Source organism: Streptomyces sp. AC555_RSS877 (genome assembly GCF_019049245.1).
GTDB lineage: Bacteria > Actinomycetota > Actinomycetes > Streptomycetales > Streptomycetaceae > Streptomyces.
In genome coordinates this window covers 81044-105829 of sequence record NZ_JAGMUK010000022.1, presented here as the reverse complement: position 1 = coordinate 105829, position 24786 = coordinate 81044, and the positions used below count along the sequence as shown (strand labels likewise).

The window sequence follows — 24786 nt, the reverse complement described above, 5'->3', positions numbered from 1 at the left end:
TCAAGGAGTCGATACCGGCGCGGGGTGCAACTGCCGGGTGAGGAACTCGATCTGGTCGCGAACCAGGGCCTCGAAGGTCTCGCCGGTGTAGAAGTCGAAGTGGCCGGCGTCGTACCTCTTGATCTCTCCCCGGGGTGCGGTGCGCGCGTACCGGAGGGTCTGGGCGGGAGGTGTGACGGAGTCGGTGTTGCTGACGCAGAAGAGGATCGGCATGGCGACCTTCTTCGCGGCACGCCCAGGCCGGTAGGTAGCGATGGTCGGAATGACCCGTGCCGCCACCTCGTTGCGGAATGTCGTGCCGGGCGGCTGGAGCGCCTGGTAGCCGGGCAGGGCGTCAGGGGCGTTCATGAGGGCCGGCGAACCGGGGGCGGAGGCGATGGGAACCATCGCGGGTGCCTTGCCGCGCACTCTGGCCGCCATGTCCCGAGCGAGCACGGGGGTCATTTTGAGCGAGGCGACCGGGCCGAGCGCGAGCGCGGAGGCGAGACCATCGGTGAACGGGCACTGGGACACGGCCGCGCGCAGTTCGGGATGCCGAGAGGCGACGGTGATGGCGTGGCCTCCGCCGAAGGAGCTGCCCCACACCGCGATGCGGGAGCGGTCGACGTCAGGGCGGGCCTTGACGTAGGCGATGGCGGCGTCCCAGTCGGCGAGCTGACGCTTGATCGACAGGAGCTGGCGCGGGTGGCCGCCGCTGTCGCCGAAGTGCCGGTAGGTGAAGGCCACGGCGGCGATGCCGGCCTGAGCGAAACGCTCGGCGAAGGCGTCCAGGCGCATCTCGCGGGTGGCGCCGAGGCCGTGCCCGAGGATGACGACGGGCGGGGAGGTGACGCCGGTCGGGAGGTAGAGCCATCCGGCACAGGTGCTGTCGCCGGAGGGGAAGGTGATGTCGTGGCGGGTGAAGGAGTGCGCAGTGGTCATCGTCTGCTCACCGCCGCGTCGTCTTCGTCGAGCGGTGCCCGGGCACGCTGCCCGAGGCGAGCGCCTGGGCGTAGGTGTCCGGGTTGTAGAGCGGGAGCTCGCCGGTGACGTCCGTCGTCTTCATGTAGTCGAGCATCAGTTCCTGGCCGTCCTTCGACATGACTCGGGTGAAGAACTCGGCGCGTTCGACGTGGAGTCCGTCCTCCAGGGGCATCGAGCCGCCGAGGTATATCGACCTCTTGGCGGCCGCGACCGACCCCTTCGACCGCCGGCCGAAGTGCTCTGCGAGCTCGACCGCCTGCGCGACGACCTTGTCCTGGGGTACGACCTTGTCGACCGCCCCGTTGGCGAGCGCTTCCGCGGGCGTGAACGGCTTGCCTTCGAGGATCGCGGCCAGGGACCGGTGGGTGCCGATCAGGCGGGTCAGCCGCTGGGTGCCGCCTCCGCCCGGGATGATGCCGAGGAGGATTTCGGGCTGGCCGATGAAGAAGTCCCCGTCGGCCATGACCCGCAGATCGCAGGCCCAGGCGAACTCGGCGCCGAGGCCGAGAGCCGAACCGTTGAGCGCGGCGACGAAGAGGACACCGCTGGCGTTCATCCGGAGGAAGGTCGTGTGCAGACGCTCCAGCTGGAGGGCACCCCGCATCGGGGTCCTGCGCATGAGTGCCCCGAGGACCCGGGACCGGTCCACGTGCTTCGCCATGCGTACGACGGCGGCGGCACCGCGTCGGCCGACCGTCGGGCTCGCGGCGCCCTCTTCCTGCAGCCACCGGACCGCGGCATGGCTGACGAACCGCTCGGGGTGTGCCCCGGTGAAGACGACGGCACGGATGCTCGGATCGCGGTCGACCCGGGTCACCAGCTTGTCCAGCTGATGGGCGATGTCGAGGCCGAACAACTGGTGCGGGCCGCCGTCGACCCGGACGACAAGGACGGCTCCGCGGTCCTCGATCTCCAGATGACCCTTGTCTTTGTATGGCATGGATTCTGCTCCCGTGCTGGGTTCATGGGGGAGTGCAAAGCGAGTGAGGGAGGGGCTGCCGGCGCCAGGAATCTGGGACAGTGCGTGAAAGCCCGTCCGGGGAGGCGCGCCCGTGTCCGAAACGGCACGTCGCTCGAGATGTGTACTATTGCCGTGACGAGTTACATAACCAAGTTATTTCAAGAGTGTCAATGGTGGAGGCGCGAGAGGCATGGCAGGGCGGCCGAGGCTCGATGACGCACCGGAGCGGCTTGTGCGAGCCGCTGTCGGCCTGCTGGCCGAACAGGGGCCGTCGGCCATCAAGGCGCGTACGGTGGCGTCCGCGAGCGGGCTGTCGACGATGGTCGTCTACGGCCACTTCGGTGGGATCCCCGAACTGATGCGCGCCGTCGCCGACCACGGCTTCAGGGAGCTCGGCGCGGCGTTCGCCCAGGTGCCGGTGACGGATGATCCGATCGCGGATCTCTTCGCCATGGCTTTGACCTGCCGCCGAGTGGCCCACGAGAACCCTCACCTGTACGACCTGATGTTCGGCCTGCCCACTCGTGCGACGTACCGGCCGCTGTCGGACGCGGACCTTCGCTTGAGCGGACATTCGCCGGCCTTCCGGGATGCCCACGTCCATATCACCGCGGCATGTCGACGGCTCGTGGACTCGGGCAGGGCCGAGCGGCAGGAACCTGAAGTCATAGCCGCCCAGTTGTGGAGTCTGGTCCACGGGTACGTCACCCTTGAGCTGGCCGAGCACTTCGGCGAGTTCGAGGATCCCGTGGTGCAGGTGATGCGGCCGATGGGCGTGAACTTCTCTGTCGGTCTGGGCGACAAGCGGGAACGGGCCGAAGCCTTGCACGAGGCGGGCGCGCGCCTTTACGACTCGATCGTTCAAGGTCGGTGAAAGTCGGTAGGGCAGGACGCTGTCCCGCGCGGGACCACCCATGTGCGGCTAGGGCGACTTGGTCTCCGCGGCAGAGGCACCGGTGCCCGGCGTGAGCTGGTCATGCCTCCCCAGCGCCGCGACCTCCCGTTCGAGGGACGGAACGGCACGGGCCGCGAAGCGCCTCGCCCATGGCCAGGCCAGTGGCGAATTCAGCGCCGCCTTGGCCCAGTTGGCCACGAGGACGGCGCGCGGGACGTACACACGGCTGCGCCGGCGCACGAGCCCGTCGACGATCGCGGCCGCCGCCCGGTCGGCACTCGTGGTGACATTGCCCGGGTAGGGAAGCCGGTTGCGCAGGCCCTGGAACGAGGGAAGGTCCGCCTCGGCGCCCCGGACGAGATCCGTGTCGATCCAGGAGGGGTGCACCAGGCCGACCGTGATGCCGAGATGCGCCACCTCCTGGCGATAGGTCAGGGCGAGCAGCTCGGCCGCGGCCTTGCTGGCGCCGTAGGAGGCCATCGCCGCCAGCGGCATGAAGGACAGCGCGGAGGCCACAACCAGCACGTGTCCCCGGCTGCGCTCCAGATGGGGCGTCACGTACTTGAGGGTCCGGAAGACACCGTTCAGATTGATGTCCAGGACCCGCTCGAACGACGCCTCGTCCGTCTGTCGCACGGTCCCGTACGCCACGACGCCGGCATTGGCGACGACGAGATCGATGCCGCCCATGACCCCCGCAGCCTCGTCGATCGCTGACCGCAGGACGGTGCCGTCGCGCACATCGGCCTCACGCCAGGAAGCGGCGGGGCCCAGCTCGCGGGCGAGGTCACGGAGCCGATCGGGTTCCAGTCCGATCAAGGTCACCTGAGCGCCTCGGGCGATGGCCAGGCGGGCCACCTTCTCGCCGATGCCGCGCGCCGCTCCGGTGACAACCAGCTTTCTGCCCAGCAAGTCACGTTTCATGACGGCAACATAACTTCGTTATTTAATGAGCGCAAGATGTCGCGTGTATGAACTGTCGTCGCTCCACCTGCTGGGTCTCACGACTGGACGAACCTATGCTGACGGTCATGAGGCGGACATCCTTTGCGCACTGGCCCTGTTCGATCGCGCGCACCATGGACTTGCTCGGGGACTGGTGGACGCCGTTGGTGCTGCGTGAGGCGTTCTACGGGATCCGACGGTTCGACGCGTTCCAGGTGTCACTGGGGATCGCGCGCAACACATTGACGGACCGGTTGCGCCGGTTGGTGGATGAGGGGCTGCTGGAGAAACGGCCGTACCAGACGGAGCCAGTTCGGTACGACTACGTGCTCACGGAGAAGGGGCGCGACTTCTACGGTGTGCTGCTGGTGATGAACCGGTGGGGGGACCGCTGGCTGTCCGGTGAAGAGGGCCCGCCGGTAGTCATGCATCACGACGTCTGCGGACAGGAAGCCCATACCGAGGTGGTGTGTTCTTCCTGCGGGGAGCAGATGACCGCGGAGAACACCAGTCCTCGGATGGGCCCCGGCTATCCGCCACATCTGGCCGAACGGCCGGATGTCCGAGAGCGTTTCGCCGGCTGACTTCGCGGCTCTGCCGGGGCGGCGTTTCCCTTGACATGTGAGTCTATCTACGCAACTTTACTGGTCACGTCTGGTCATGGAAGTTCTCGGATCGGCATGGAGGCTGCAGGAACATGGATTGGACAGGCGCGCGCTATGCGGACAAGCCGACGGTGGAGGTTCGCACCTGGATCGCTGCTCCGCCCGAACAGGTGTGGCCGCTCGTGTCCGACATCGAGCTGATGCCGCGTATGAGCTCCGAGCTGCAGCATGTCGAATGGCTGGATGGCAGGACCGCCCCTGCTCTGGGAGCCCGGTTCATCGGCAGGAGCAAGCACGAGGCACTCGGGGAGTGGACCACCGCCTCCCACATCGTCGAGTACGAGCCGCCGAGGCTGCTTGCCTGGAGCGTCGAGAACCCGCAGGACCCAACCGCGATCTGGCGGTTCACGTTGGAGCCGCAGGGCGGTGGCACTCTGCTGAGCGAATGGATGCAGATGGGGCCGGCCCCTTCGGGCCTCTCCTTCGCCATCGATCGCATGCCGGAGAAGGAGCAGAAGATCGTCTTCGTGCGCATGCGGGAGTTCGAGGCCAACATGACCATCACCCTCGAAGAGATCAAGAAGCTGGCCGAGAGGGCCCGGCCCGCGGGCGAGGCGAGGCTCTGATGCGTACCTCCACCACGATCGAAGCTTCCGGGGGCGACTGGCGGGAGATCGTCGCCTATGTCACCGAGGCGGAGAAGCTCGGTCTCGACATCTGCTGGGTGGCGGAGGCGTGGGGCTCCGAGGCTCCCTCGCCGTTGGGCTACCTCGCGGCGAAGACCGAGCGCATGCTCCTCGGATCCGGAATCATCCAACTCGGCACCCGCACGCCGATGGCCATCGCCCGGGCCGCGATCACACTGTCGCAGATCTCCCAGGGGCGCTTCCTTCTCGGACTGGGCCCCTCCGGGCCGCAGGTGATCGAGGGGCTGCACGGCGTGCCCTTCGCCCGGCCGCTGGTGCGGATGCGGGAGACCGTCGAGATCGTGCGGGAGGCCGCCGCGGGCGGCAAAGTCTCCTACTCGGGACAGGAGTTCCGGATTCCACTGCCGGGCGCGGAGGCGAAACCCATGCGTCTGTCGATGCGTGCCGAGCATGACATTCCGGTCTACCTCGCCACCCTCTCGCCGAAGATGCTGCACCTGACCGGTGAGATCGCCGATGGGTGGCTGGGCACCAGTTTCGTGCCCGAGGGCGCCAAGGAGGCGTACTTCGACCACCTGGACCAGGGCCTGGCCACCGCCGGTCGCGCCCGTGCCGACCTCGACATCTGCCAAGGTGCCGAGGTCGCCTTCGCGGACGACGAGGACGCGCTGAGCGCGATGGTGGCCGGACGCAAGAAGGAACTGGCCTTCAGCCTCGGCGGCATGGGTTCCGCGACCACGAACTTCTACAACAATGCCTACAGCCGCCAGGGTTGGGCCGAGGTGGCGGCCGAAGTCCGGACACGTTGGCAGGCCGGGGACCGGGACGGCGCGGCCGGCTTGGTCACCGACGAAATGGTGCTGGCGACCACTCTGATCGGAACCGAGGCCATGGTGCGTCAGCGGCTGCGTGTGTGGCGCGACGCCGGTGTGGACACCGTACGTTTTTATCCGGCCGGAGAGACCCTCGACGCTCGGCTCACCACTCTCGGTCGGGCCATCGACCTGGTCCGTGACATTGAGGACGAGGCGGCACGGTAGCGGCACGGCCGGGTGCAGTCGAGGAGTGCTGTTGCACGCGTTGCTCGACGTCAACCGTGCGCGCTGACGCCGTCCGCCGCCAGGCCCGACACCAGCAGGGTGATCGTGTGGAACGTCCTGGCCAGGGCGTCCTCCCGGTCCGCCGCGGCGGCGATGATCTGGTTGCCCTCGCACAGGACGGCCAACAGCAGCCGGGCGACGGTGGCGACCGGAACGTTCGGTTCCACGTCACCGCGCTCGGCCAGGACGGTCAATAGCCGTTCGATCGGCGGCTGGGCCACCGTGTCGTTGATGTGCCGGTACTGCGCCACCAGCACCGAGGGCGCCTGGGCCATCAGCTCTCGATGCAGGGGATCGTCGATGGTCCGCCGCAAGAAGGCGTGCGTGAGGTTCGACACGGCGGTCCAGGCAGGCTCGCCCGGTGTCGCACGGATCGCCTCGGACGCCGCGTCGGCGAGCGCTCCGACCCGCTGGAGCAGCTCCGTGTAGAGCTCGGCGAACATCGCCTTCTTGTCCGGGAAGTGGTGGTAGAAGGTGCCCTTGCTCACGTGCGCCGCCGCGGTGATGGCCTCGACCGACGTGTCCGCGAACCCGTTGTCGACGAAGAGTTTGCGCGCGGCCGCCACCAGGTCCGCCCGGGTCTGCTCCGCATACAGCTGTCGTCGGTTTGGCCCTCTCATGTTGACCATCGTATATTCAATGACCTGAAGTCAGTGAATGACTCGTGGTCGGTCAGTGGTCGTCGTGACAGTGCCCTCCGGAAGGCAGACGTAGCCGTGGAAAAGCGCAGAATTTTGTTGCTGGGTGCGACGGGGTACACGGGGCGGCGAGTTCTCAGGGAACTGCTCGCACGAGGTGAGAAGCCGACCTTGGTCGGGCGAAGCCGAACGAAGATGCTGACCCTGGCCGACCGCTTCGAGGCGGAACTGCCGGTGGCGGAAGTGGACGTCACCTCTTCCGCCCACCTCACGCGCCTTCTGGGCCCCAGCGATGTGGTCGTCTCCACGGTCGGGCCGTTCATGCAACTGGGCATGGCCACGGTCACGGCTGCCGCGCGGGCGGGAGCGCGCTACTTCGACTCCACGGGGGAGGGCCCCTTCGCCCGCCGGGTCCTCCTGGAGCTGGACTCCGTCGCGGCCGCCCGGGGAGCGACTCTCGTGCCCGCGTTCGGCTACGACTACGTGCCCGGCAATCTCGCCGGCGCCCTGGCCCTGGAACAGGCGGGCGAGCGCGCATGCCATGTCGAGATCGGCTACTTCATCACCCGTTCGGGGCGCGGGAGTGAGCTGCGTTACCGGACCACCCTGCGCGACTCCTGGGACCTGACCACGGGTGGCACGCGCCAGACGCTGGTCGCCGCGGTGGCCGAGGACGGGTTCGCCTACCGCTCTCCACGCCCTGGAGCCTCTTCCCGACTGGTCGACGAGCGGGCCGCCAAGCGTGTCCTCACCTTCCGCTACGCCGGTGTGCGACGCCCGGCCATGACCGTCCCGGGCACGGAGCATCTCGGCCTGCCTGAGGTCTTCCCTCAGTTGGAGAGCGTCGAGGTGGGGATGGGCTGGCTCGGGCGGTGGACGCGTCCGGTGCAGATCGCCGCCATGCTCCAGGCGCCCTTGCTGAGGTCGGCGAAGGTGCGGGCTGCTCTGACGCGGTGGTCCGGGCGGCTCCCGGGAGCACATCGTGAACCGGACACCGACGGCCGTTCCCTGGTGATCGCGGTTGCCCGCGACGGCCAGGGTCGTCCCCTGGCCGCGACGGCCCTCACCGGACCCGATCCCTACGAGATGACGGGCTCCCTCCTGGCGTGGGGCGCAGTCCGTGCGGCGGCGCCGGATGCCGTCCTCAAGCCCGGTGTGCACGGTCCGGTCGCGGCCTTCGGGCTCGACACCCTCAGGCTCGGTGCCGCCGAGGCGGGAGTACACGAAGTCGACGGGGCGTTGGCCCGTCGGTGATCGCTGCGTGGGTATGGATCACGGCACCGGGGCGTTGAACCAGCGACTGAGTTGATGAACAGGTTGTGCGATCGGGAGCGAGTCGGCCACTGACGTGGAGTCGACCGTCCCAGTGGAAAGGAAAGGTCCATGGACGAGCAGAGTGAGCACTTCGACGTCGTCGTACTCGGCGCGGGCCCCGGCGGATACGTAGCCGCCATCCGGGCCGCCCAACTGGGCAAGCGCGTAGCGGTCGTCGAGGAGAAGTACTGGGGCGGCGTCTGCCTGAACGTGGGCTGCATCCCCACCAAGGCCCTGCTGCGCAACGCCGAACTTGCACACATCTTCACGCGCGAGGCGAAGACCTTCGGCATCAAGGTCGACGGACAGGTCTCCTTCGACTACGGGGAGGCCTTCCGCCGCAGCCGGAAGGTCGCGGACGGCCGGGTCAAGGGCGTCCACTACCTGATGAAGAAGAACACGATCACCGAAATCAGCGGACGCGGCACGTTCCTCGACCCGCACACACTCCAGGTGGCCGACTACGACGGCAACACCCGCACCATCGGCTTCGAGAACTGCATCATCGCTGCCGGGGCGACCCCCAAGCTGCTGCCCGGCACCAAGCGCAGCGCGCGCGTAGTGACGTACGAGGAGCAGATCCTGGCCGAGGACCTGCCGCAGTCGATCGTGATCGCCGGCGGCGGGGCCATCGGCGTCGAGTTCGCCTATGTGCTGCACAACTACGGCGTCAAGGTCACCGTCGTCGAGTTCCTGGACCGGATCGCCCCGCTGGAGGACGCCGAGGTCTCCGCCGAACTGGCCAAGCAGTACCGGAAGTTGGGCATCGACGTGCTCACCTCGACCCGCGTCGAGTCGATCGACGAGTCCGGCCCGCAGGTGCGGGTCACCGTCACCGGCAAGGACGGCACCCAGCAGGTGCTGGAGGCCGACAAGGTCCTGCAGGCGATCGGCTTCGCCCCGAACGTCACCGGCTACGGCCTGGAGAACACCGGCGTGCGCGTCACCGAGCGCGGCGCGATCGACGTCGACGGCCGCTGCCGCACCTCCGTCCCGCACATCTACGCCATCGGTGACGTCACCGCGAAGCTGATGCTGGCGCACGCCGCTGAGGCGATGGGTGTGGTCGCCGCCGAGACGATCGCGGACGCGGAGACCATGGAGCTGGACTATGTGATGATCCCGCGGTCCACGTTCTGCCAGCCGCAGATCGCCAGCTTCGGCTACACCGAGGCACAGGCGAGGGAGAAGGGATACGACGTCCAGGTCGCCAAGTTCCCGTTCACCGCGAACGCCAAGGCCCACGGCCTGGGCGACGCGAGCGGCTTCGTGAAGCTGATCAGCGACGCCAAGTACGGCGAACTCCTCGGCGGACACCTCATCGGCCCCGACGTCACCGAACTCCTTCCCGAGCTGACCCTGGCCCAGCAGTGGGACCTCACCGTCCATGAGGTCGCCCGCAACGTCCACGCCCACCCCACCCTGGGCGAGGCGGTCAAGGAAGCCGTCCACGGCCTCGCGGGCCACATGATCAACATGTAGCAGGGCGCTGCCCCCTCGAAACGAACAGGTCGATGCCGGCGAGCGCGTTGTCATACACGTTGCGGTGACGCAGCTCCGCGCCCTTGGGGTGGCCGGTGGTGCCGGACGTGTAGGGGACCACCGCTGTGTCGTCTTCGTCGCGTTCGACCGTCCGGAACGTCACGGGCTGCTCGGCTACGACCGAGGTGTAGGACTCCGGCGTCTCGTCCCCGGACTACGGCGCGCCGCCGCTCTCGATCAGGAAGAACTCGGTGCAGTCCGCGCTCTCGCGGAATCCCTTCCAGGCGGCCTTCCCGATCGGCAGCTCCGGGGTGCCCTCGAAGGCGAAGTACGCCCTTCGCGTCGGAGTCGGTGAGGTGGTAGGCGACCTCGCGGCCCTGCAACAGCACGTTCAGCGGCACGATCGCGGCGCCGGCCTTGAGGATGCCGAAGTAGATGCTGGAGAATCGGGGCAGGACAGCGCGACCTTGTCCCCGGGCTGGATCCCGCGCGAGACGAGCAGGTTCGCCCCCCGGTTGGCCGCGGCGTCGAGGGCCTCGTACGTGATGCGGTCGTCGCCGAAGACGATCGCGGTGCGTTCCGGGGAGCGGGACGCGGAATCCGTCCGCAGTCGTGACGCGTTGCGGCTCAAGCTGTGCATCGTCGTTCTTCGGGGTTTTCGGGCGGGTGGTCAGGGTCCAGTGGTGGGGGTCTGGACGAAGGCCGGAGGCGGCACGAAGCCGTCAACTTCCCGGCCCAGCAGGGCGGCGAACTCGATGGTGGTGAGATCGCCTCCGGTCGGGCCCATGGCCTGCAGACCGATGGGCAGTCCGCTCCTGCCTCGGCGCACCGGGATGGTCGTCGCCGGCCCCCCGGAGACGTTGGCGACGGCGCTCCACTTGACCTGGTCCCAGTAAGGGCGTCGCACACCTTCGACTTCGAATGGCCGCCCGAACCAGTCGATCAGCTTGTTGTGGTGGGCGGGGGCGGCCGTCGGGGTGACCGGCATGAGCACGATGTCGAAGCCCTGGAAGAACTCGAACCATCGCTGCCGGATCTCATTGCGCACCATGTGGGCCTGCAGCCAGTGATAGTGGGACTGGAAGGTTCCGAGCAGGGCGGGACCGGCGTCACCCCGCGGGTGCTGGACGAACCGGGCCAGCACTGCGGCGCTGGAGGCAGGAGCGAGGCCGGTGCGGTCGCCCGCGCCGAAGAGCAGGGGCTGGAAGGCCTTCTCGTGATTCGTCGCGATGTCGACAGGGAGGCCGGCGGGCTGCACCGTGATCTTCGCGCCGGCCGTCCGCAGCACAGCGACCGCGTCGTCAACGGCAGCCGCGACGTCGCTGTCGACCGGACACGAGGGATCCTCGCTCCAGACGGCGACCCGGAAGTCGGCGAGCTTGGTCGCGCGCGGCGGTGCGAGTGTGTAGCTGAAACCGCCGTCGTAGTCGGCGGGCCCGACCGTTGCCCGCAGGATCGGGACGAGGTCACGGGCGTCGCGGACCTGCGCGCCGCCGCAGCCCATGTCGGCCTCGGTCCATCGTCCCGGGCCCGGGCCGTAGGGCACATGCCCGATGAGGGGTATGGACCGCCAGGTCGACTTGTGCCCGTACAGGCCGTTGAAGTGGGACGGGATCCTGGTCGATCCGCCGATCTCCGAGCCGAAGTCGAACGCCGTGAGGCCCGCGGCGGTGGCGACGGCGCCGCCCCCGGCGGATCCGCCCGAGGTACGGGTCGTGTCCCACGGGTTCGATGAAGGACCGAACACCGGGTTGTCGGCCTGGACGTCCTGGTTGCCCGGAGGCATGTTGCTCTTCCCCATGATCACGGCACCGGCCGAACGCAGCCGCTTGACCGCCTCGGCGTCGTGGTCGGGCACGTAGTCCTTGAGGTCTGTTCGCCCGCAGACGGTGCGCATCCCGGCTGTCTCGAAGCTGTCCTTGACCGTGATCGGCACACCGTGCAGAGGACCGAGGTCTCGCCCGGCTGCCCGCGCGGCGTCCGCTTCCCCGGCCTCGCGACGGGCCCGCTCGGGGTCAAGGGTCACTACCGCGTTCAACGCGGTGTTATGGGTGGCGATCCGCTCAAGATAGAGCTCGACGAGTTCCCGGCTCGAGATCTCACCCGCGGCCAGCGCGCGTGACTGCTCCACTGCGGGCTGGAAGGGGACGTCACTCACGGCGTGCCTCATCTCTGACTCTGACGCATCATCAAATGTGAGTCATAACATTACATTCGACAGACCATAGGCTCGGGATGACGTGCAAGGCAATGGCCCTGCGCATTGAACGGAGGATCCTGTGGCGTCAGGGAGGAGCTACGCGCGCAGGCGGCGCGGTACGGCACTCTGCGGCCCGGTTGCCCGGTTGCCCGGTTGCCCGGTTGCCCGGTTGCCCGGTTGCCCGGGACTCGAGGATCTCGTTCGCGGCTATCTGTCGCCCGAGCACCGGGACCAGCGCGGCGTCGGATGTCCCTCCGCCGCCCTGCTCGACTAGATCGGCCGCTGCGCGGACGCGCAAGCAGGCCTGGGGCGCGGCAGCTGTCCCGCGCCGCCTTCGAGTCGAAGCTCGCCGATGAGGTCCTCAAGAAGGGCATCGAGAACGCCCTCGCGTTCATCTAGTGAGCTGTGTGGGATCAGGCCGGATCGACGAATATGTCGAGCGCGAGATCACCTTCGAAGTCGGCAGGGCTGTAGACGGACAGGTCGGTGACGCCCTCGTCCAACAGGACCTCGTCGTCGATGAACAGGTTGGCGGTGCACTTCCGCGCATCACGCGTGAGGATGGCGTACGCGGCGTCAGCCATGATCCGCGGACTACGGGCTTGTCCGGCGCCGCCGACCACGTTGCGCACGGCGGCTGTGTCGATCAGGGTCCTCGGCCACAACGAGTTGGCGGCGATACCGTCGGCGGCGAGCTCCTCGGCGAGCCCGATGGTGCACAGACTCATGCCGTACTTCGACAGCGTGTAACCGAGGTGCTTCCCCACCCAGTGCGGCGCGAGGTTCAACGGCGGGGAGAGCGTGAGGATGTGCGGGTTGCCCGCCTTGCGCAGGTGCGGGATAGCGGCCTTGCTCAGCAGGAACGTGCCACGCGTGTTGATGTCCTGCATCAGGTCGTACCGCTTCATCTCCAGCTGCTCCGACGACGACAGGTCGATCGCGCTGGCGTTGTTCACCACGATGTCGATGCCACCGAAGGCGCTGACCGCCGCGTCGACAGCGGTGCGCACATCGTCCTCGTCGCGGACGTCACCGACGACGGCCAGCCCCTTGCCGCCCGCGCGCTCAATCTCGTCAACGGCGGTGTGGACCGTGCCTTCGAGCTTCGGATGCGGCACGGCGGTCTTGGCGAGCATCACCACGTTCGCACCGTCGCGGGCCGCGCGCAGAGCGATGGCGAGTCCGATGCCGCGGCTGCCTCCCGACATCAGGATGGTCTTGTCGGCCAGCGTCTGTGTCATGGTCGAACCTCCAAAATAGATTGCCGAGCTAATCGTACGCGATGCTAATGGTATCTTCCGCGTATGACTTCCACTCCCACACGCCAGATCGACCGGCTCTACCACGAGCTCCTGGCCCCCAAAGAGACACAGTCCGTTCGCGCTGCCGTGCGCCGGATCGCAGAGCACGAAGTGGCTCCGCACGCCGTGGCGATCGCGGGCGGCGACGAGCGCACGGACGGCTTCCCCCGGCAGGTGTTTGACGGGCTTGCGTCGGCGGGGGTCTTCCGGATCCCCTTCCCCAGCGAGGTCGGCGGCGACGGTCTGACCCACCCGGCGAGCGCCACCGCCGCGGCGATCGAGGAACTGGCCTACTACTCCAGCAGCGTCGCGGCCGTCTTCGATGTGCACTGCATCCTGGCGGGCAACGCCCTGCGGCAGGGCACCGAGGAGCAGCAGCAGCGATGGCTGCGAAAGGTCGCGGAGGGCTCAGTGGTCGGCGCGTTCGCCACCACCGAGCCGGATGCCTCAAGTGACCTGTCCCCGCAGGCGGTTCAGACCGAGGCGATACGCACCGAGGCCGGCTGGGTGCTGAACGGCCACAAGCGGTGGATCTCCAACTCGCCCGTCGCCGGGTTCGTGGTGGTTCTCGCCCGCACCGGCATCCGGCTGAGCATGTTCATCGTCGACACGGCGCTTCCCGGAGTGGAGGTCGGCCTTCCCGACCGCAAGATGGGCAACCGCGGCCAGCTCACCGCGGACGTCCGCTTCACGGATGTGCACCTGACCGACGACGATCTCCTCGGTGGCGCCGAGGGACACGGACTGCGCCATGCACTGTCCAGTCTGACCTACGGCCGGATCGGCATCGCGGCTGCCGGGGTCGGCATGGCGCAGGCCGCCTTCGACCACACCGTGGCCCACCTGTCGACGCGACACGCCTTCGGCAAGCCGGTGGCCGCCAACCAGCACTGGCAGTTCCTGCTCGCCGAACGGGCCACCGAGATCGAGAACGCCCGCACCCTCTATACCAAGGCCGCCCTGCGCCTGGACGCGGGCAACCCGTCCCCGGAGCCCGAGGCCGCGATGGCGAAGTACTACGCCACCAAGCTGTCGGTGGACATGGCGCGCGACGCCGTCCAGGCCTTCGGAGGCCTCGGCTTCGCGCGCGAACTGGGTGCCGACGGCAGCCCCGGCCCCGTCGAGGCGATCTACCGGGACAGCAAGATCGGCGAGATCTATGAGGGCACCAACGAGATCCAGAAGTGGGTCATAGCCCGGCAGATCTTCGGTCGGGCCATCGTCGGCTGAGCACCCAGGACGCACCGGCCGTAAGCCGGCGGAAGGTGGGGAATCCCGCCCGCCTGTAGCGGTCATGGTGCCTCGGGCCTTCTCGTACGATGGACAGGACCATACGTACGACTAACCATGGGCGGGATAAACGATGTCCGAGGCTCCGCTGGTTCCGGGGACAGTGGCCGAACACACCATCTGCCTGCTGGTCAAACTCGGGCAGGTGGCGTTCAGGATCGCCGAGGACGGCATTGGCGGGACCGGCCTGCGGGTGCGGCATTACAGCGTCCTGCAGGCTTTGGCGGACAACGGTGCGATGCCGCAACTGGCACTTGGCTCGTTCCTGCGCATCGACCCCGCGACGATGGTGACGAGTCTCGACGACCTGGAGCGCGCCGGATACGCGGAGCGGACACGAGATCCGCAGGATCGTCGCCGCTACGCCGTGGACATCACCACCGAAGGGCGCAAGGTCCTGGCCCGCCTCAACCACACACTCGTAGATCTCGACGGCGAAATCCTCGCAGACCTGGGCGCCACGGAACGACAGTCGCTTCACGTCCTGCTGGACAGTCTCGCGGGAAGTCCCGCTCTGACCTCCCTGTTCGACACCGTCCGGGAGCAGAACGGTGTGAAACGGGCTTAACGGCTCTAGGGGATCGCCCTGGGGTATAGCGCTATGCCCCGGTTCTAGCGAAGTCGGCTTGCCGGGCCGTATGCCCTCCGGCGGTTCTCGGCGGCCTCATTGTGGTGGGCAGGGGACGCCCTGTTCGTAGGCCATGCGTCAATTGGGTCGAGCATGGGGCAACACCCGAGTCGCTGACCGTGATCGAGGTGCTCGTTCCCGGCAGGTTTCGTCACCGCGTTCGCCGAGCGGTTTGTGTGGTGGTGCTTGGAGGGTTGGGCGACCGGGCTCCACCAAAAGTGCGCCGGTAGGCAGACTGAGTCTGGAGGGGTACGCGCTCGTCCCCGTCGGGGGGGGGCGTCGTCTACAGCGGCGTGCACCTCTCGCTCGGGTAATCCGAGGGTGGTGGCCGCGACGCGTGGCGAAGGTCTTTCCGCCAAGTGAAGGCGCTCGGAGTGGAGTTCGTGGTGGCCAGCCGCCAAGTCCCGGCTCGCCCGGACGACGTGGCCCGCATCGGCCGCACGAGGCGCTACCTCGACGCCGTGGACCGGCAACTGGAGAGCTCCACCACAACGATGGAGTTCTTCGAGGGGATGACGAGTCTCCACTCCGAGTGCATCAACCCGGGCGTGCTGTGGTCGGGAGCCCTCACGCTTTTGTCCGGCGACTGGGTTCAGCAGCGCTGATACCCCAGTCCCTCACCTGCTCGGCCAACCGTTCCTGCCCAGGAGGTCGAAGACACGCGTTGTCCCTCTGCTTCGCCAACGATCGACACGATGGGGCTGTGACGAATGGGTGCGATTTGCCACGGACCGCCAGACGGCACTGAAGGGCTTCCGCTCCGCTGGAGGGGGGCGAACGTCACCTTCCCGCAAGCGGCGTTCTCGCAACCCAGATGGCGAAGCGGATGGTCATTTCGGCTCGGTAGTCGGGGGTTTCGGTCGACGGCTCCGGACCTGTGGTGGTTGTGCGTGCACGTACGCGGTCGCTTGCTCCTGCGCCGTGTACGGCTGCGGGACACCGAGCGGGTGGTGTCACAGCCGCTACGTCAGACGGCTCGGCGATGCGTCTCTGGGCGGCCGTCCGGTGCTGATAGGAACGGAGCTTGTCCGTGACGACCACCCGCGGCACCGTACGGGTCCTTTTCACCAGACGACGGAAAAATCGCCTGGCCGCGGTCTTGACCCGCCGGTTCCGCACCAGGATGAACCGACACGCCCGCCAAGTGCGGTAACAGGTACGGCAGTTCAACAAAGCACACCCAAAGACTGCCCGTTACGCGGACCGGCCGACCACGGCACCAAGATGATCTCCACCTACGAAGATCTTGCCAGCGCCACATCGATGTGTACGCCGACAACTCTCCCTCTCGCGAGATCTTGTCGCCTCATCGGACACCTCCGATCCGCAGGAGGCGGGTCAGGCCTCGACCCGCTGCACGGTGATCTCGTACTGGTCCACGGCGCCCTCCCACTTGGCCACCAGCGGGCTGTCCTCCTCCCTGGACTTGCGCCGAGAGAGGGCGAGGTCGTCGGAGTGGGGGTCACAGAACGCACGCAGGTGCGTTCGGATCCCAGCGTGTTCCACGGCCGTGATCGCTGCCTCCGCCGTCGCGGCTGTGTCCTCGCGCGGGACGAGGCTGTCGGGGCCCTCGCCTATGCCGGTGGCAACCCGGAGGGCGTCGAGGAGGGTGCCGTCCGACGCGATCCTGGCGTCCGTCAGTCGCCAGGTCTTCGCGAGCAGGTCCGGTGAGGTGAGGTCGACCCCGTGGCGTGCCGTCAGGCGCGCCAGATCGGCGCCCCTGACTTGAGGCCAGTGGTCGGAACCTGCCAGTTGGACAGCCGCCAGGCCTTCCTTGAAAGCGGCCGGGAAATCCACCGCGTCGGTGTAGATCTCGAACAGCGACCGACTCGCGTCGAATCGAAGATCCGGGTAGCCCGCCTCGTCGAGCAGCAGCAGGTTCTCATTGGTTACCGTCTCCCGGCCGGTGAGAGCGGCCGACTCCAGCCAAACGGGATTCCTGTCGGACCCGGTCTCGTGAAGCCAGTTGCCGCTGTAGTAGGCGGCGTATTGCGCGTCGGAATCGAAGTCCGAGAGGGGCTGGTTCAACAGGACGCCGAAGGCCTGCGTCAGTGACGACCCCCAGTCGTCACCAGTGGCGGGGTGGGGAGGTTGGACATCACGTTCACGACTTTCATGGCTTGGGGCCGTGACGACGGTGAACGGGGTCCACGGCACGGAGCGGCGACGGGCCAGCACCGCCACCTCCCAGCCGAACCCCACCACCAGTCGGCCATCCGCAGTAACAGCCACCGCGCCCACCCCCGCGGGAAACACCAACTCCGGCCCGACCGGCCGACCGGTGGCCAGGTCCCACACCCGCACCGTCTCATCGGAGCTGCCGGTGACGGCGACTGGTCGGCCATCCACCACCCCCGTCGCCACCGCCCACACCGGATAGGTGTGGCCGGTGAGAGGCACTCCGACCGGCCGGCCGGTGGCCAGGTCCCACACCCGCACCGTCTTGTCCAACCCGCCGGTGACGGCGACTGGCCGGCCGTCCACCACCGCCGTCGCCACCACGCGCACCGACTCGGTGTGGCCCGTGAGTGGCTCACCGACCGGCCGGCCGGTAGTCAGGTCCCACACCCGCACCATCTCATCGCCGTCGGCGGCAACGACGACAGGCCGGCCCTCCACCACCGCCGTCGCCGCTGCCCACACCCCACCGGTGTGGCCGGTGGGGGGCTCACCGACGGGTCGGCCGGAGACCAGATCCCACACCCGCACCGTCTTGTTGTCGTGTTCGACCACAACGACAGGCCGACCCTCCACCACTGCCGTCGCCGCAACGTGCACTGACCCCGTGTGGTCATGGAGGAGCTCGCCGACGGGTCGGCCGGTGGCCAGGTCCCACACCCGCACCGTCCCGTCCCGGCTGCCGGTGACGGCGACAGACCGGCCCTCCACCACCCCTGTCGCCACTCCGCCGTTGGTGAACGGCTCGCCGACGGGTCGGCCGGTGGCCAGGTCCCACACCCGCACCGTCTTGTCCCGGCCGGCGGTGACAACGACTGGCCGACCCGCCGCCACCCCCGTCGCCACCGCACTCACCGTGTCCGCGTGGCCGGGGAGCGTGTGCTGGAAGCGGGCGTGGATCGTGCTGCTGGTAGCCCACTCCACTGTCCACCGTGCGTCGGGTGTACCCTCCACCGGCACGGAGGTGATCCGCGCGGCCAGCTCCCGGTCCCCGAACCGGGCAGCGTTCAATGCCAGCAACTGCCGCCGCACACCCGCCGTCGCGTACCCATCCGGATGGGCCGACTCCCGGTACACCGCCCCCGCCAACCGCGCGGCAGGCCCCACGGCCGCATCCACCAGGCCCAGCACCTCACCCGGGTCGGCATTCACCAGAAACCCCGGATCCACCAATCGCCCGTCTACAGCCCCGGCCCCATCAACGTTCAAATCATCCGACATACCCGCATCCAACCAGTCCCCACCGACACACCACCCCCGACCCGACACCCCCCACCAAACGATTGCGTAGCCGATTACGTAGAACTATCGGTACCCCTCTTCGCATTGGCGGACGTCCTCGCCACCCGCCGACGACATCGGTTCGCGCCTGCGACCTACCTGACTGAACCGTTCCGGGTTCGATAGAGACTCGATCATTTGAGAGGATCGAGTCATGGCACGTCCTTCTCCTTATCCCCTTGAGCTGCGCAAACGAGCGGTTCGCATGGTCGCCGAGGTGCGTCCGGAGTACGACACCGAGTGGTCGGCGATGAAGGCGGTCGCTGCGAAGCTGGGCATCGGGACGACCGAGACGCTGCGCAAGTGGGTCCGCCAGGACCAGATCGATGCCGGGGCCCGGCCGGGGACGACGACCGAGGAGTCCGCGCAGGTCAAGGCGATGAAGAAGGAGATCGCCGAACTCAAGCGGGCCAACGAGATCTTGAAGGCCGCGGCAAGTTTCTTCGCGGCCGAGCTCGACCGGCCACAGGCACGCTCGTGAACTTCATCGACGAGCACCGGGACCGCTTCGGCGGCGTCGAGCCGATCTGCCACGTGCTCACCCAACACGGCTGCAGCATCGCCCCCTCCACCTACTGTGCGGCCAAGAAGCGCCAGGCCGCCCCCTCGGCCCGGTCCTTGCGGGACGCCGAACTCAAGGAACTCATCACCGAGGTCTACGACGCCAACTTCCGTGTCTACGGGGCGAGGAAGGTCTGGCACGAGCTGAACCGCCGCGGACATCGGGTGGCCCGGTGCACCGTCGAACGCCTGATGGGCGAGCTCGGCATCGCCGGCGCCGTCCGCGGCAAGAAGGTGATCACTACGGTGCCGGATGCGAGCGTGCAGCGGGCACCGGACCTGGTCGACTGAAACTTTGTAGCACCGGCCCCGAACCGCTGTTGGGTGGCCGACTTCACTCACGTCAAGACCTGGTCCGGCATCGTCTGCATCGCCTTCGTCGTGGACACCTTCTCTCGCCGGATCGTCGGCTGGTCCGCCGCCACGTCGAAGGAGACCCGGCTCGTCCTGGACGCTCTGGACATGGCCCTATGGCAACGCGACCGCGATCAACACCCCTATACGCGGGGCGAGTTGATACATCACTCGGATGCCGGGTCGCAGTACACGTCGTTCGCGCCGGCCGAACACCTGGACCGGGCCGGGATCGCGGCCTCGATCGGCACGGTCGGCGACGCCTACGACAATGCCGGATCGTAGGCAGGATGCCGCCTTTCCGCGCGTCGAGCCGGGCGGGCCCGCTGGGCCCGCCCGGCCGTACCACTCAAAGACTCACAAAGCGCCCACTCGGATTCCAGGAGACGAGATCATCGGCACTGTCGGCCGGTGTTGATGCACCGGACCATTTGGTTCATCAGGGCCTCGTCGAAGACGTTGATGAAGTCGCCGTGGTCGGTGATCGGCTTGTGCATCTGCTCCGGGAAGCCGTCCACCGCGTAGAACGGGCTGGACTCTCCGTTGTCGTTGAGGCTGGGGGCGTCCACGTCGTACACGAGGCGCTGGACCAGCTGCGGGATGGCCTTGAAGCCGGCCGGGCAGGCGCCGGTCCTCGGGTCGGCGAACGCGACGTGCGCGCGGTGGTTGGCACTGTCGATGCTCCGGCCGTCCCAGCAGCTCTGGAACTTCGACGTACGGACCAGCTTGCTGCCTTCGGGGCAGATCGGGTACTTGTCCGTCAGCTGCCGGTTCTCGAAGCCGGTGCAGCTCCAGGCCGCGTTGGCGTTCGCGGTGCCATTGGTGAATGCCTTGGCGTCGCCGGTGATGATCCGCAGGAACTTGGGCATCGCCACGACCTTGCCGCGCGGGCTGCCGACGAAGTCCAGGGTGACCTGTGACGCGGTCAGGATCCGTCCGGTGTTGCCCTCGGCACCGCCGCCGAGTTGCTTGGCGTCGAACTCCTGGGTGCCGTCCTGCAGACGGAGAACGGGCCAGTAGTACGTGGACTTGTCGCCCTGGTTGCGGCAACTTGTCGCGGCGGCGGCGAACTCCTCGTTGGTGGTGAACGCATCGTTGTCCTGGTTGCCGACGTAGTCGTGCGTATGGTGCGCGCCGTTGTCCACGCCGGGGGCCACGATGATGTTGTCGGAGTTGTACAGCTTGTTCGCGTTGACGCCGCACCGAGTTGTGAAGGCGCCCTTGGAAGCGCCGCGCGACGTGCGGGGGTTCTGCACGTTCGGTTGGACGGTGGTGATGTCCACGAAGTCGGCGGCCACCGGACCATTGCCGCCCTGGCCTCCGTTGCCGTTCTGGCCGGCGCCCTGACCCTGACCTTGCCCCTGGTTGCCGCCTTGCCCCTGGCCGTTGCCTTGCTGGTTGCCGGAGGCGCGCAGGGAACAGGGGGCGAGGGAGTCGAGGCCCTGCGGCCTGGGGCCCGACCTGCCGATGGCGATACCGATCCGGTCGATGGTCGCGAGCCTCCTGTCCTTGAGCGGTCCCATGATCGCGTTGTTGGCGAAGTTGCTGTCCTGCTGGATGGCCCTGACCGAACTCTGCAGCCGCTGGTACGCCTCGGACACCTGCTGGTCGAGGAGCGCGAGTTCCCTGTCGACCTGCGCTCTGGCCTGGTCGGGGACCGAGGTCAGCTTTGCCCCGACATCCGGGCAGCTGATCGTGGCGGCTCCGGCCGCCAGGACTTGATTCGCCTCCTGGGATGCGCGCTTGGTTGAGTTGCCTGTGCCGCTCTCATGGGCGGAGGCGTACACGTTGACCACTATCAGCCCTCCCGCCCCCAGAGCCAGTCCTGCCGCCGCGGCGATGGCTTTATGCGTTGTCCTCGATCGCTTGCGCATGTTGCGTCGCATGGGTTCCTCTGAGGGCTTCGGAGCAAGTGGGTTCGTGCGAACCTCGGATCACTGCTCGGGCATCCGATGCCAGGCGTGACGAGGCCCGTCCATGGTTACGGGTGGGATCAGCGTGAGGGCGGGAATCCGGCGTCGTGTCATGCCTCCGTAAGAACTGTGCGCGCCGGGGATTTCTGTGGGCGCTGCGGTCCCGGGCAGGTGTGGCTGACCGTTGTGTCGTCCGGACCCGGCCATGGCTGTGCCCGTTGTGAGGGTGACCGTTCGCTTCGCCTGGGGACGGTCGCTCGTACCGTTCCCAGGGCGCCTCCGTCCTCGCACCGAGGCCGACGTGGCCCGCTCGGTGGTCATGCGCCGGACGCAGCCGCTCGGCGGCCGGCGGGGTCCGCCGGTGCGTCGGTCGTCGCCCGGGTGGCTGGCCTGCCTGTTCGTTTGGCCGCTGCGCCTGGCTTTTTCCCTGACGTACCCGGCTCCGGTCCTCCTGGCGCACCACCGTCGCGCCGCCTGAACCAGGGCTCGACTCGGCTGGGGTTCGGCACGGCCGCCTTCCACTTCACCCGCCTCACGCCTCAAGATGGCGACGGGAGCTGGTCACCAGCCGGTCAGCAGCAGGTGGTTGGAGGAGCAGCGCGAGGACCGCCTGGGCGGTGAGCCAGGCGCGGGGCCGGGGCAGGAACGCGCCGACCGCGAGCAGCCACAGGGCGAAGGGCAGCCAGATCCGTTCGGTCTCCGCCTTGCTCATCCCGGACAGGTCGGCCACGAGGAGTGCGAGGAACGCGGAGAGCACGAGCAGGACCAGGCGGGGCTCGGGGGCGAGCCGGGACAGGTCCCGAACGGGCAGGAGCCGTTCCCGCTCGCGCAGGAGCACGGTGGTGGCCCGCCGCAGCCCCGCCACTGTGGCGGGGCCGACCACCAGCACCGTGCAGGCGAGGTTCGCCCACACCCAGTAGCCGTACGGCCTGAAGCCACCCGCTCCTTGGTAGTAGCGCTCGACGAGCAGGTGGTAGGCCTCCCACCAGTTGAATCCCGTGAGCGTGAAGAGCAGTGGTATGACGGCGACGCCGGCAAGCAGGAAGGGCAGTACTCGGATCCGTTTCCGTCCGAGCAGCAGCACCCCCGCCCCGATCACCGCGAACAGCGTGAGCGCGTACGAGAGGTAGCAGGTCAGGCCGAACAGCAGCCCCGTCCCGAACGACGCCGCCCACGACCGGCGCTTCGTCCGTGCCGTCACCGCGAGGGCCAGCAGGGCCACGGACCATGCGGCGACGGCGGCGAAGTAGCCGTCGGCCGACGTGCCCATCCACACGGCGGCGGGCGCGAGGACGAGGAACGGCGCGGTCCGGCGGGCGGGGGTTTCGTCGGCCAGGGCCCGTACGGTGACGAGGACGGCCGCCGCCGCGGTCGCGCCGACGGTGATGCACCCCATGCCGGCCCACCCGCCGCCGCCCAGGCCGATGCGGTCGAGGAGGACGAAGGTGAGGGTGGGCCCCGGGGATGTCCGGCGACGTGCGGGGGCCACTGGCCCGGTGTGCCGTCCAGGATGTGGTGGGTGAAGTCCCGCAGGGTGGCGGAGATGTCGTCGAAGCGGTCGATGACCTGGAGGCATTCGTACCGGGTGGTCAGGCGGCGGCGATGCCGCGGTGCCAGCCGTCGACGAGGGCGAGGGAGAAGGTCCAGGCGGTGGCCGTGGCCCAGGAGGCGATCGGCAGGCGGCGCCAGGGCAGGCGTGCGGCGAGGGTGGGACCGTACGCCACGACGGCCACCGCGACGGTGAGGGCGGCCGGGGTGCCGGGGCCGATGTGGGGCAGCCAGTTGGCGTACAGGGGTGGCCAGCCGACGTGGAGGACGTCCTTCGACCGTTTGATGGCGACGCCGATCAGAGCGGCCGTCACCACGAGCAGGGCGGCGGCCACGACGGTGTACAGGTCGCGGCGGAGATCACGGTTCACGCGGGGAACGTTAGGCCGGGCGGCGGCTGCCGTGCCCGTGTCGGGCGCGGACGTCAGCGTTTCGTCATAGGTCGTCGGTGCTGTCGGTAGGCCTTCCAGCGCGGTTCGGTGAGCGGCCCCCGGTTCACCTCGTTGTTCGGTGTCGTGTCGCTGGCAGGCACCACTGTGCGATGGGTGACCTGGCTGCTTCGTACCCGCCCACAACCCGCAGCTCACGCCGGTGAGGGACAGACTCCCCGACCCCGATGGGCAGACCAATGGGGCCTCCACGGGAGCCTCAGCCGGCCGGTCTGCCCGTCCGCCGGGACGAAGGCCGTCCCACCGGCCTCACGCACTCGCTGTCGGGCAGCCGACGGGTTGGCGTCGTCTCGTCGGACGGGCTCTCGTCCGCCTGCGCGGGACATCACATGGCGGCGATGCCCTCCATGCCGGACTCGTCGAACATGGGCAGGCCCTCGACGGTGGTGACCTTGGTGAGGGATCCGTTCTTCTCGACGCGGAAGCCGTCGACCGTGCCGGAGAGGGCGTTCTGGACGTAGACGAACTTCTCGTCCTCGGTCACCGCCAGGTCGATCACACCCTGCGATTTCGCGGAGGGCGGCGTGGCGACGCCGACGTCGTTGGTGAGGGCCAGCCTTCCCTGCTTGTCCATGCGGTACCCGGTGACGGTGGAGTTGCCGGTGTTGCCGCCGTAGAAGTAGTTGCCCGCGCGCTCAAGCCAGCACAGGACCTCCTGGCCGTTGGGGAGCGGCCTCTGCAGGACCTTCAGCTTGCCGTTGTGCTTGACCCGGTAGGTGGTGACCGTGGACTTCTCGGCCTCGGCGATCAGCATCCGGCCGCCGGACGTGTCGAAGCTGATCGCGAACGGCACGTTTCCGGCGGACTTGTTGACGACGGGTTCGGCGACGGCCGGCAGGCCGTTCCTCTTCAGGGGGAAGACCTCGACGGTGTTGTTTCCCTTGGTCGTGACCACCAGGTTGCGGCCGTCCGGGGTGATCTCCACCTCGCCGGGCGAGGTGTCGAAGCGCGGTACGTCCTCGTTGGGCAGGCCGAGGGAGCGGTGGGACCCTCGCATCGGCACGAGCCCCTTCCTGGTGATCCGGAAGCCCTGGATGCTGCCCTCGCCGCCCGCGTTCATGACATACGCGATCTTGCCGCGCACCGCGATGGAGGCCGGGAACTCACCGCCGCTGTCGCTGACCTGACGACTCAGCAACTTCGTTCCCTGAGCACGGAAGGAGGTCACCGTGCCGCTGCCCGCGTTGACCGCCAGCAGCATCCCGGAGGCGTCGTCGTAGACGAGGGAGCCCTGGGAGGCGAGCGAGTCAGTGGGGGCGTCTACCTGGTCGCCGCCCTTGCCGCCGGTCGCATAGCTGCCCGCGGGTTTCAGCTTGCCCTGGCCGTCCCGTGCGAAGACGTGGATGGTGTTGCCGTCCAGCTCGTTGCCCTGCACGAAGACGGCACGATCGGCACCTGAACCGGACGACCCGTACTGGCTCGCCGAGGCCAGGGACACGGCCACGGTGGCCGCCGTGACGGTGGCGAGGACGCCTCCGCCGATCATGATCCGCCGCGTCCGGGGCTTCGCTCGGTGATCGCGGCGCGACCCGT

General features: G+C 68.3%; 23 protein-coding genes and 3 pseudogenes. 13 read left to right on the top strand and 13 right to left on the bottom strand.

The genetic code is table 11. The features are described from left to right. Nucleotides 1-921 carry an alpha/beta hydrolase gene (locus KUM49_RS09875; protein WP_217236353.1) on the bottom strand — a complete coding sequence of 307 codons (921 nt, stop codon included), beginning with the start codon at nucleotides 919-921 and terminating at the stop codon, nucleotides 1-3. A 7-nt stretch (nucleotides 922-928) separates the two neighbouring features. Further along, nucleotides 929-1903, bottom strand: coding sequence for an enoyl-CoA hydratase/isomerase family protein (locus tag KUM49_RS09870; protein ID WP_217236352.1), 975 nt, complete (start codon nucleotides 1901-1903; stop codon nucleotides 929-931). 253 nt (nucleotides 1904-2156) lie between these two features. Between KUM49_RS09870 and KUM49_RS09865 the strand changes: the two genes are divergently transcribed. Then, a complete protein-coding gene (locus tag KUM49_RS09865; protein WP_308406589.1) occupies nucleotides 2157-2798 on the top strand; it encodes a WHG domain-containing protein in 642 nt (213 codons plus the stop codon). Nucleotides 2799-2846: 48 nt separating this feature from the next. Here the strand turns inward: KUM49_RS09865 and KUM49_RS09860 are convergent, their stop codons facing one another. Then, nucleotides 2847-3743: an SDR family oxidoreductase gene (locus KUM49_RS09860; protein WP_217236350.1), complete on the bottom strand. Its 897-nt coding sequence runs from the start codon at nucleotides 3741-3743 to the stop codon at nucleotides 2847-2849. Between the two features lie 107 nt (nucleotides 3744-3850). Here KUM49_RS09860 and KUM49_RS09855 point away from each other — a divergent pair, with 107 nt between their 5' ends. The 3 genes from KUM49_RS09855 to KUM49_RS09845 all read left to right on the top strand — a co-directional run bounded on the left by KUM49_RS09855 (nucleotide 3851) and on the right by KUM49_RS09845 (nucleotide 6056). Beyond that, nucleotides 3851-4348, top strand: coding sequence for a helix-turn-helix domain-containing protein (locus KUM49_RS09855; protein ID WP_217236349.1), 498 nt, complete (start codon nucleotides 3851-3853; stop codon nucleotides 4346-4348). A 113-nt stretch (nucleotides 4349-4461) separates the two neighbouring features. Then, complete coding sequence (locus tag KUM49_RS09850; RefSeq protein WP_217236348.1) at nucleotides 4462-4995, top strand: SRPBCC family protein; 534 nt, start codon at nucleotides 4462-4464, stop codon at nucleotides 4993-4995. Next, entirely contained in the window at nucleotides 4995-6056 is a 1062-nt protein-coding gene (locus tag KUM49_RS09845; RefSeq protein ID WP_217236347.1) for an LLM class flavin-dependent oxidoreductase, read from the top strand. The genes KUM49_RS09850 and KUM49_RS09845 overlap by 1 nt, the downstream gene beginning before the upstream one ends. Before the next feature lie 50 nt (nucleotides 6057-6106). Here the strand turns inward: KUM49_RS09845 and KUM49_RS09840 are convergent, their stop codons facing one another. Then, the gene (locus KUM49_RS09840) at nucleotides 6107-6736 is read right to left on the bottom strand and encodes a TetR/AcrR family transcriptional regulator (RefSeq protein ID WP_217236346.1); all 630 of its coding nucleotides are present in this window, start codon (nucleotides 6734-6736) and stop codon (nucleotides 6107-6109) included. Between the two features lie 33 nt (nucleotides 6737-6769). On the opposite strand from KUM49_RS09840, the gene KUM49_RS09835 reads away from it, so the two are divergent. Both KUM49_RS09835 and lpdA read left to right on the top strand, forming a co-directional pair. Continuing rightward, entirely contained in the window at nucleotides 6770-8008 is a 1239-nt protein-coding gene (locus tag KUM49_RS09835; protein ID WP_308406588.1) for a saccharopine dehydrogenase NADP-binding domain-containing protein, read from the top strand. 129 nt (nucleotides 8009-8137) lie between these two features. Next, nucleotides 8138-9550, top strand: a complete 1413-nt coding sequence (gene lpdA / locus KUM49_RS09830; protein ID WP_217236345.1) for a dihydrolipoyl dehydrogenase — start codon at nucleotides 8138-8140, stop codon at nucleotides 9548-9550. Here lpdA and KUM49_RS48180 read toward each other — a convergent pair. From KUM49_RS48180 to KUM49_RS09815, 3 genes are all read right to left on the bottom strand, one after another. Then, nucleotides 9540-9713 carry an AMP-binding protein gene (locus KUM49_RS48180; RefSeq protein WP_199808890.1) on the bottom strand — a complete coding sequence of 58 codons (174 nt, stop codon included), beginning with the start codon at nucleotides 9711-9713 and terminating at the stop codon, nucleotides 9540-9542. The two genes, lpdA and KUM49_RS48180, sit on opposite strands and share 11 nt — an antisense overlap. A gap of 228 nt (nucleotides 9714-9941) precedes the next feature. Continuing rightward, nucleotides 9942-10181: an AMP-binding protein gene (locus tag KUM49_RS09820; RefSeq protein WP_217236344.1), complete on the bottom strand. Its 240-nt coding sequence runs from the start codon at nucleotides 10179-10181 to the stop codon at nucleotides 9942-9944. Nucleotides 10182-10220: 39 nt separating this feature from the next. After that, nucleotides 10221-11708 (bottom strand): amidase, encoded by a 1488-nt coding sequence (locus KUM49_RS09815; RefSeq protein WP_217236343.1) that lies wholly within the window; start codon nucleotides 11706-11708, stop codon nucleotides 10221-10223. A gap of 288 nt (nucleotides 11709-11996) precedes the next feature. On the opposite strand from KUM49_RS09815, the gene KUM49_RS09810 reads away from it, so the two are divergent. Next, nucleotides 11997-12149 (top strand): hypothetical protein, encoded by a 153-nt coding sequence (locus KUM49_RS09810; protein WP_374200142.1) that lies wholly within the window; start codon nucleotides 11997-11999, stop codon nucleotides 12147-12149. A 14-nt stretch (nucleotides 12150-12163) separates the two neighbouring features. Here the strand turns inward: KUM49_RS09810 and KUM49_RS09805 are convergent, their stop codons facing one another. Beyond that, the gene (locus KUM49_RS09805; protein WP_031143689.1) at nucleotides 12164-12991 is read right to left on the bottom strand and encodes an NAD(P)-dependent oxidoreductase; all 828 of its coding nucleotides are present in this window, start codon (nucleotides 12989-12991) and stop codon (nucleotides 12164-12166) included. A gap of 63 nt (nucleotides 12992-13054) precedes the next feature. Here KUM49_RS09805 and KUM49_RS09800 point away from each other — a divergent pair, with 63 nt between their 5' ends. From KUM49_RS09800 to KUM49_RS09790, 3 genes are all read left to right on the top strand, one after another. Continuing rightward, complete coding sequence (locus tag KUM49_RS09800; RefSeq protein ID WP_217236342.1) at nucleotides 13055-14281, top strand: acyl-CoA dehydrogenase family protein; 1227 nt, start codon at nucleotides 13055-13057, stop codon at nucleotides 14279-14281. A 133-nt stretch (nucleotides 14282-14414) separates the two neighbouring features. Next, a complete protein-coding gene (locus KUM49_RS09795; protein ID WP_217236341.1) occupies nucleotides 14415-14909 on the top strand; it encodes a MarR family winged helix-turn-helix transcriptional regulator in 495 nt (164 codons plus the stop codon). Nucleotides 14910-15328: 419 nt separating this feature from the next. Then, nucleotides 15329-15574 carry a hypothetical protein gene (locus tag KUM49_RS09790; protein ID WP_217236340.1) on the top strand — a complete coding sequence of 82 codons (246 nt, stop codon included), beginning with the start codon at nucleotides 15329-15331 and terminating at the stop codon, nucleotides 15572-15574. 406 nt (nucleotides 15575-15980) lie between these two features. Here the strand turns inward: KUM49_RS09790 and KUM49_RS48175 are convergent. Further along, nucleotides 15981-16094, bottom strand: a pseudogene (locus tag KUM49_RS48175) (DDE-type integrase/transposase/recombinase); the annotation flags it as partial. A 213-nt stretch (nucleotides 16095-16307) separates the two neighbouring features. Then, nucleotides 16308-18299 (bottom strand): WD40 repeat domain-containing protein, encoded by a 1992-nt coding sequence (locus KUM49_RS09785; protein ID WP_217236339.1) that lies wholly within the window; start codon nucleotides 18297-18299, stop codon nucleotides 16308-16310. 283 nt (nucleotides 18300-18582) lie between these two features. On the opposite strand from KUM49_RS09785, the gene KUM49_RS09780 reads away from it, so the two are divergent. The 3 genes and pseudogenes from KUM49_RS09780 to KUM49_RS09770 all read left to right on the top strand — a co-directional run. Then, the gene (locus KUM49_RS09780) at nucleotides 18583-18909 is read left to right on the top strand and encodes a transposase (protein ID WP_217236338.1); all 327 of its coding nucleotides are present in this window, start codon (nucleotides 18583-18585) and stop codon (nucleotides 18907-18909) included. Further along, entirely contained in the window at nucleotides 18906-19280 is a 375-nt protein-coding gene (locus KUM49_RS50180; protein ID WP_217236337.1) for an IS3 family transposase, read from the top strand. The genes KUM49_RS09780 and KUM49_RS50180 overlap by 4 nt, the downstream gene beginning before the upstream one ends. A gap of 24 nt (nucleotides 19281-19304) precedes the next feature. Continuing rightward, nucleotides 19305-19628 (top strand): annotated as a pseudogene (locus KUM49_RS09770) (DDE-type integrase/transposase/recombinase); the annotation flags it as partial. Nucleotides 19629-19735: 107 nt separating this feature from the next. Here KUM49_RS09770 and KUM49_RS09765 read toward each other — a convergent pair. The 3 genes and pseudogenes from KUM49_RS09765 to KUM49_RS09755 all read right to left on the bottom strand — a co-directional run bounded on the left by KUM49_RS09765 (nucleotide 19736) and on the right by KUM49_RS09755 (nucleotide 24739). After that, nucleotides 19736-21229, bottom strand: coding sequence for a DUF1996 domain-containing protein (locus KUM49_RS09765; RefSeq protein WP_217236335.1), 1494 nt, complete (start codon nucleotides 21227-21229; stop codon nucleotides 19736-19738). 588 nt (nucleotides 21230-21817) lie between these two features. Further along, nucleotides 21818-23175 (bottom strand): annotated as a pseudogene (locus KUM49_RS09760) (hypothetical protein). A gap of 403 nt (nucleotides 23176-23578) precedes the next feature. Beyond that, entirely contained in the window at nucleotides 23579-24739 is a 1161-nt protein-coding gene (locus tag KUM49_RS09755; RefSeq protein ID WP_217236334.1) for a beta-propeller fold lactonase family protein, read from the bottom strand. Nucleotides 24740-24786 lie beyond the last annotated feature (47 nt).

Excerpts from the sequence above, each read along its gene's own strand:
- KUM49_RS09875 (WP_217236353.1), bottom strand. The coding sequence starts at position 921 with ATGACCACTGCGCACTCCTTCACCCGCCACGACATCACCTTCCCCTCC.
- KUM49_RS09870 (WP_217236352.1), bottom strand. The coding sequence starts at position 1,903 with ATGCCATACAAAGACAAGGGTCATCTGGAGATCGAGGACCGCGGAGCC.
- KUM49_RS09860 (WP_217236350.1), bottom strand. The coding sequence starts at position 3,743 with ATGAAACGTGACTTGCTGGGCAGAAAGCTGGTTGTCACCGGAGCGGCG.
- KUM49_RS09855 (WP_217236349.1), top strand. The coding sequence starts at position 3,851 with ATGAGGCGGACATCCTTTGCGCACTGGCCCTGTTCGATCGCGCGCACC.
- KUM49_RS09850 (WP_217236348.1), top strand. The coding sequence starts at position 4,462 with ATGGATTGGACAGGCGCGCGCTATGCGGACAAGCCGACGGTGGAGGTT.
- KUM49_RS09845 (WP_217236347.1), top strand. The coding sequence starts at position 4,995 with ATGCGTACCTCCACCACGATCGAAGCTTCCGGGGGCGACTGGCGGGAG.
- KUM49_RS09840 (WP_217236346.1), bottom strand. The coding sequence starts at position 6,736 with ATGAGAGGGCCAAACCGACGACAGCTGTATGCGGAGCAGACCCGGGCG.
- lpdA (WP_217236345.1), top strand. The coding sequence starts at position 8,138 with ATGGACGAGCAGAGTGAGCACTTCGACGTCGTCGTACTCGGCGCGGGC.
- KUM49_RS09810 (WP_374200142.1), top strand. The coding sequence starts at position 11,997 with ATGTCCCTCCGCCGCCCTGCTCGACTAGATCGGCCGCTGCGCGGACGC.
- KUM49_RS09805 (WP_031143689.1), bottom strand. The coding sequence starts at position 12,991 with ATGACACAGACGCTGGCCGACAAGACCATCCTGATGTCGGGAGGCAGC.
- KUM49_RS09800 (WP_217236342.1), top strand. The coding sequence starts at position 13,055 with ATGACTTCCACTCCCACACGCCAGATCGACCGGCTCTACCACGAGCTC.
- KUM49_RS09795 (WP_217236341.1), top strand. The coding sequence starts at position 14,415 with ATGTCCGAGGCTCCGCTGGTTCCGGGGACAGTGGCCGAACACACCATC.
- KUM49_RS09780 (WP_217236338.1), top strand. The coding sequence starts at position 18,583 with ATGGCACGTCCTTCTCCTTATCCCCTTGAGCTGCGCAAACGAGCGGTT.
- KUM49_RS09765 (WP_217236335.1), bottom strand. The coding sequence starts at position 21,229 with ATGCGACGCAACATGCGCAAGCGATCGAGGACAACGCATAAAGCCATC.
- KUM49_RS09755 (WP_217236334.1), bottom strand. The coding sequence starts at position 24,739 with ATGATCGGCGGAGGCGTCCTCGCCACCGTCACGGCGGCCACCGTGGCC.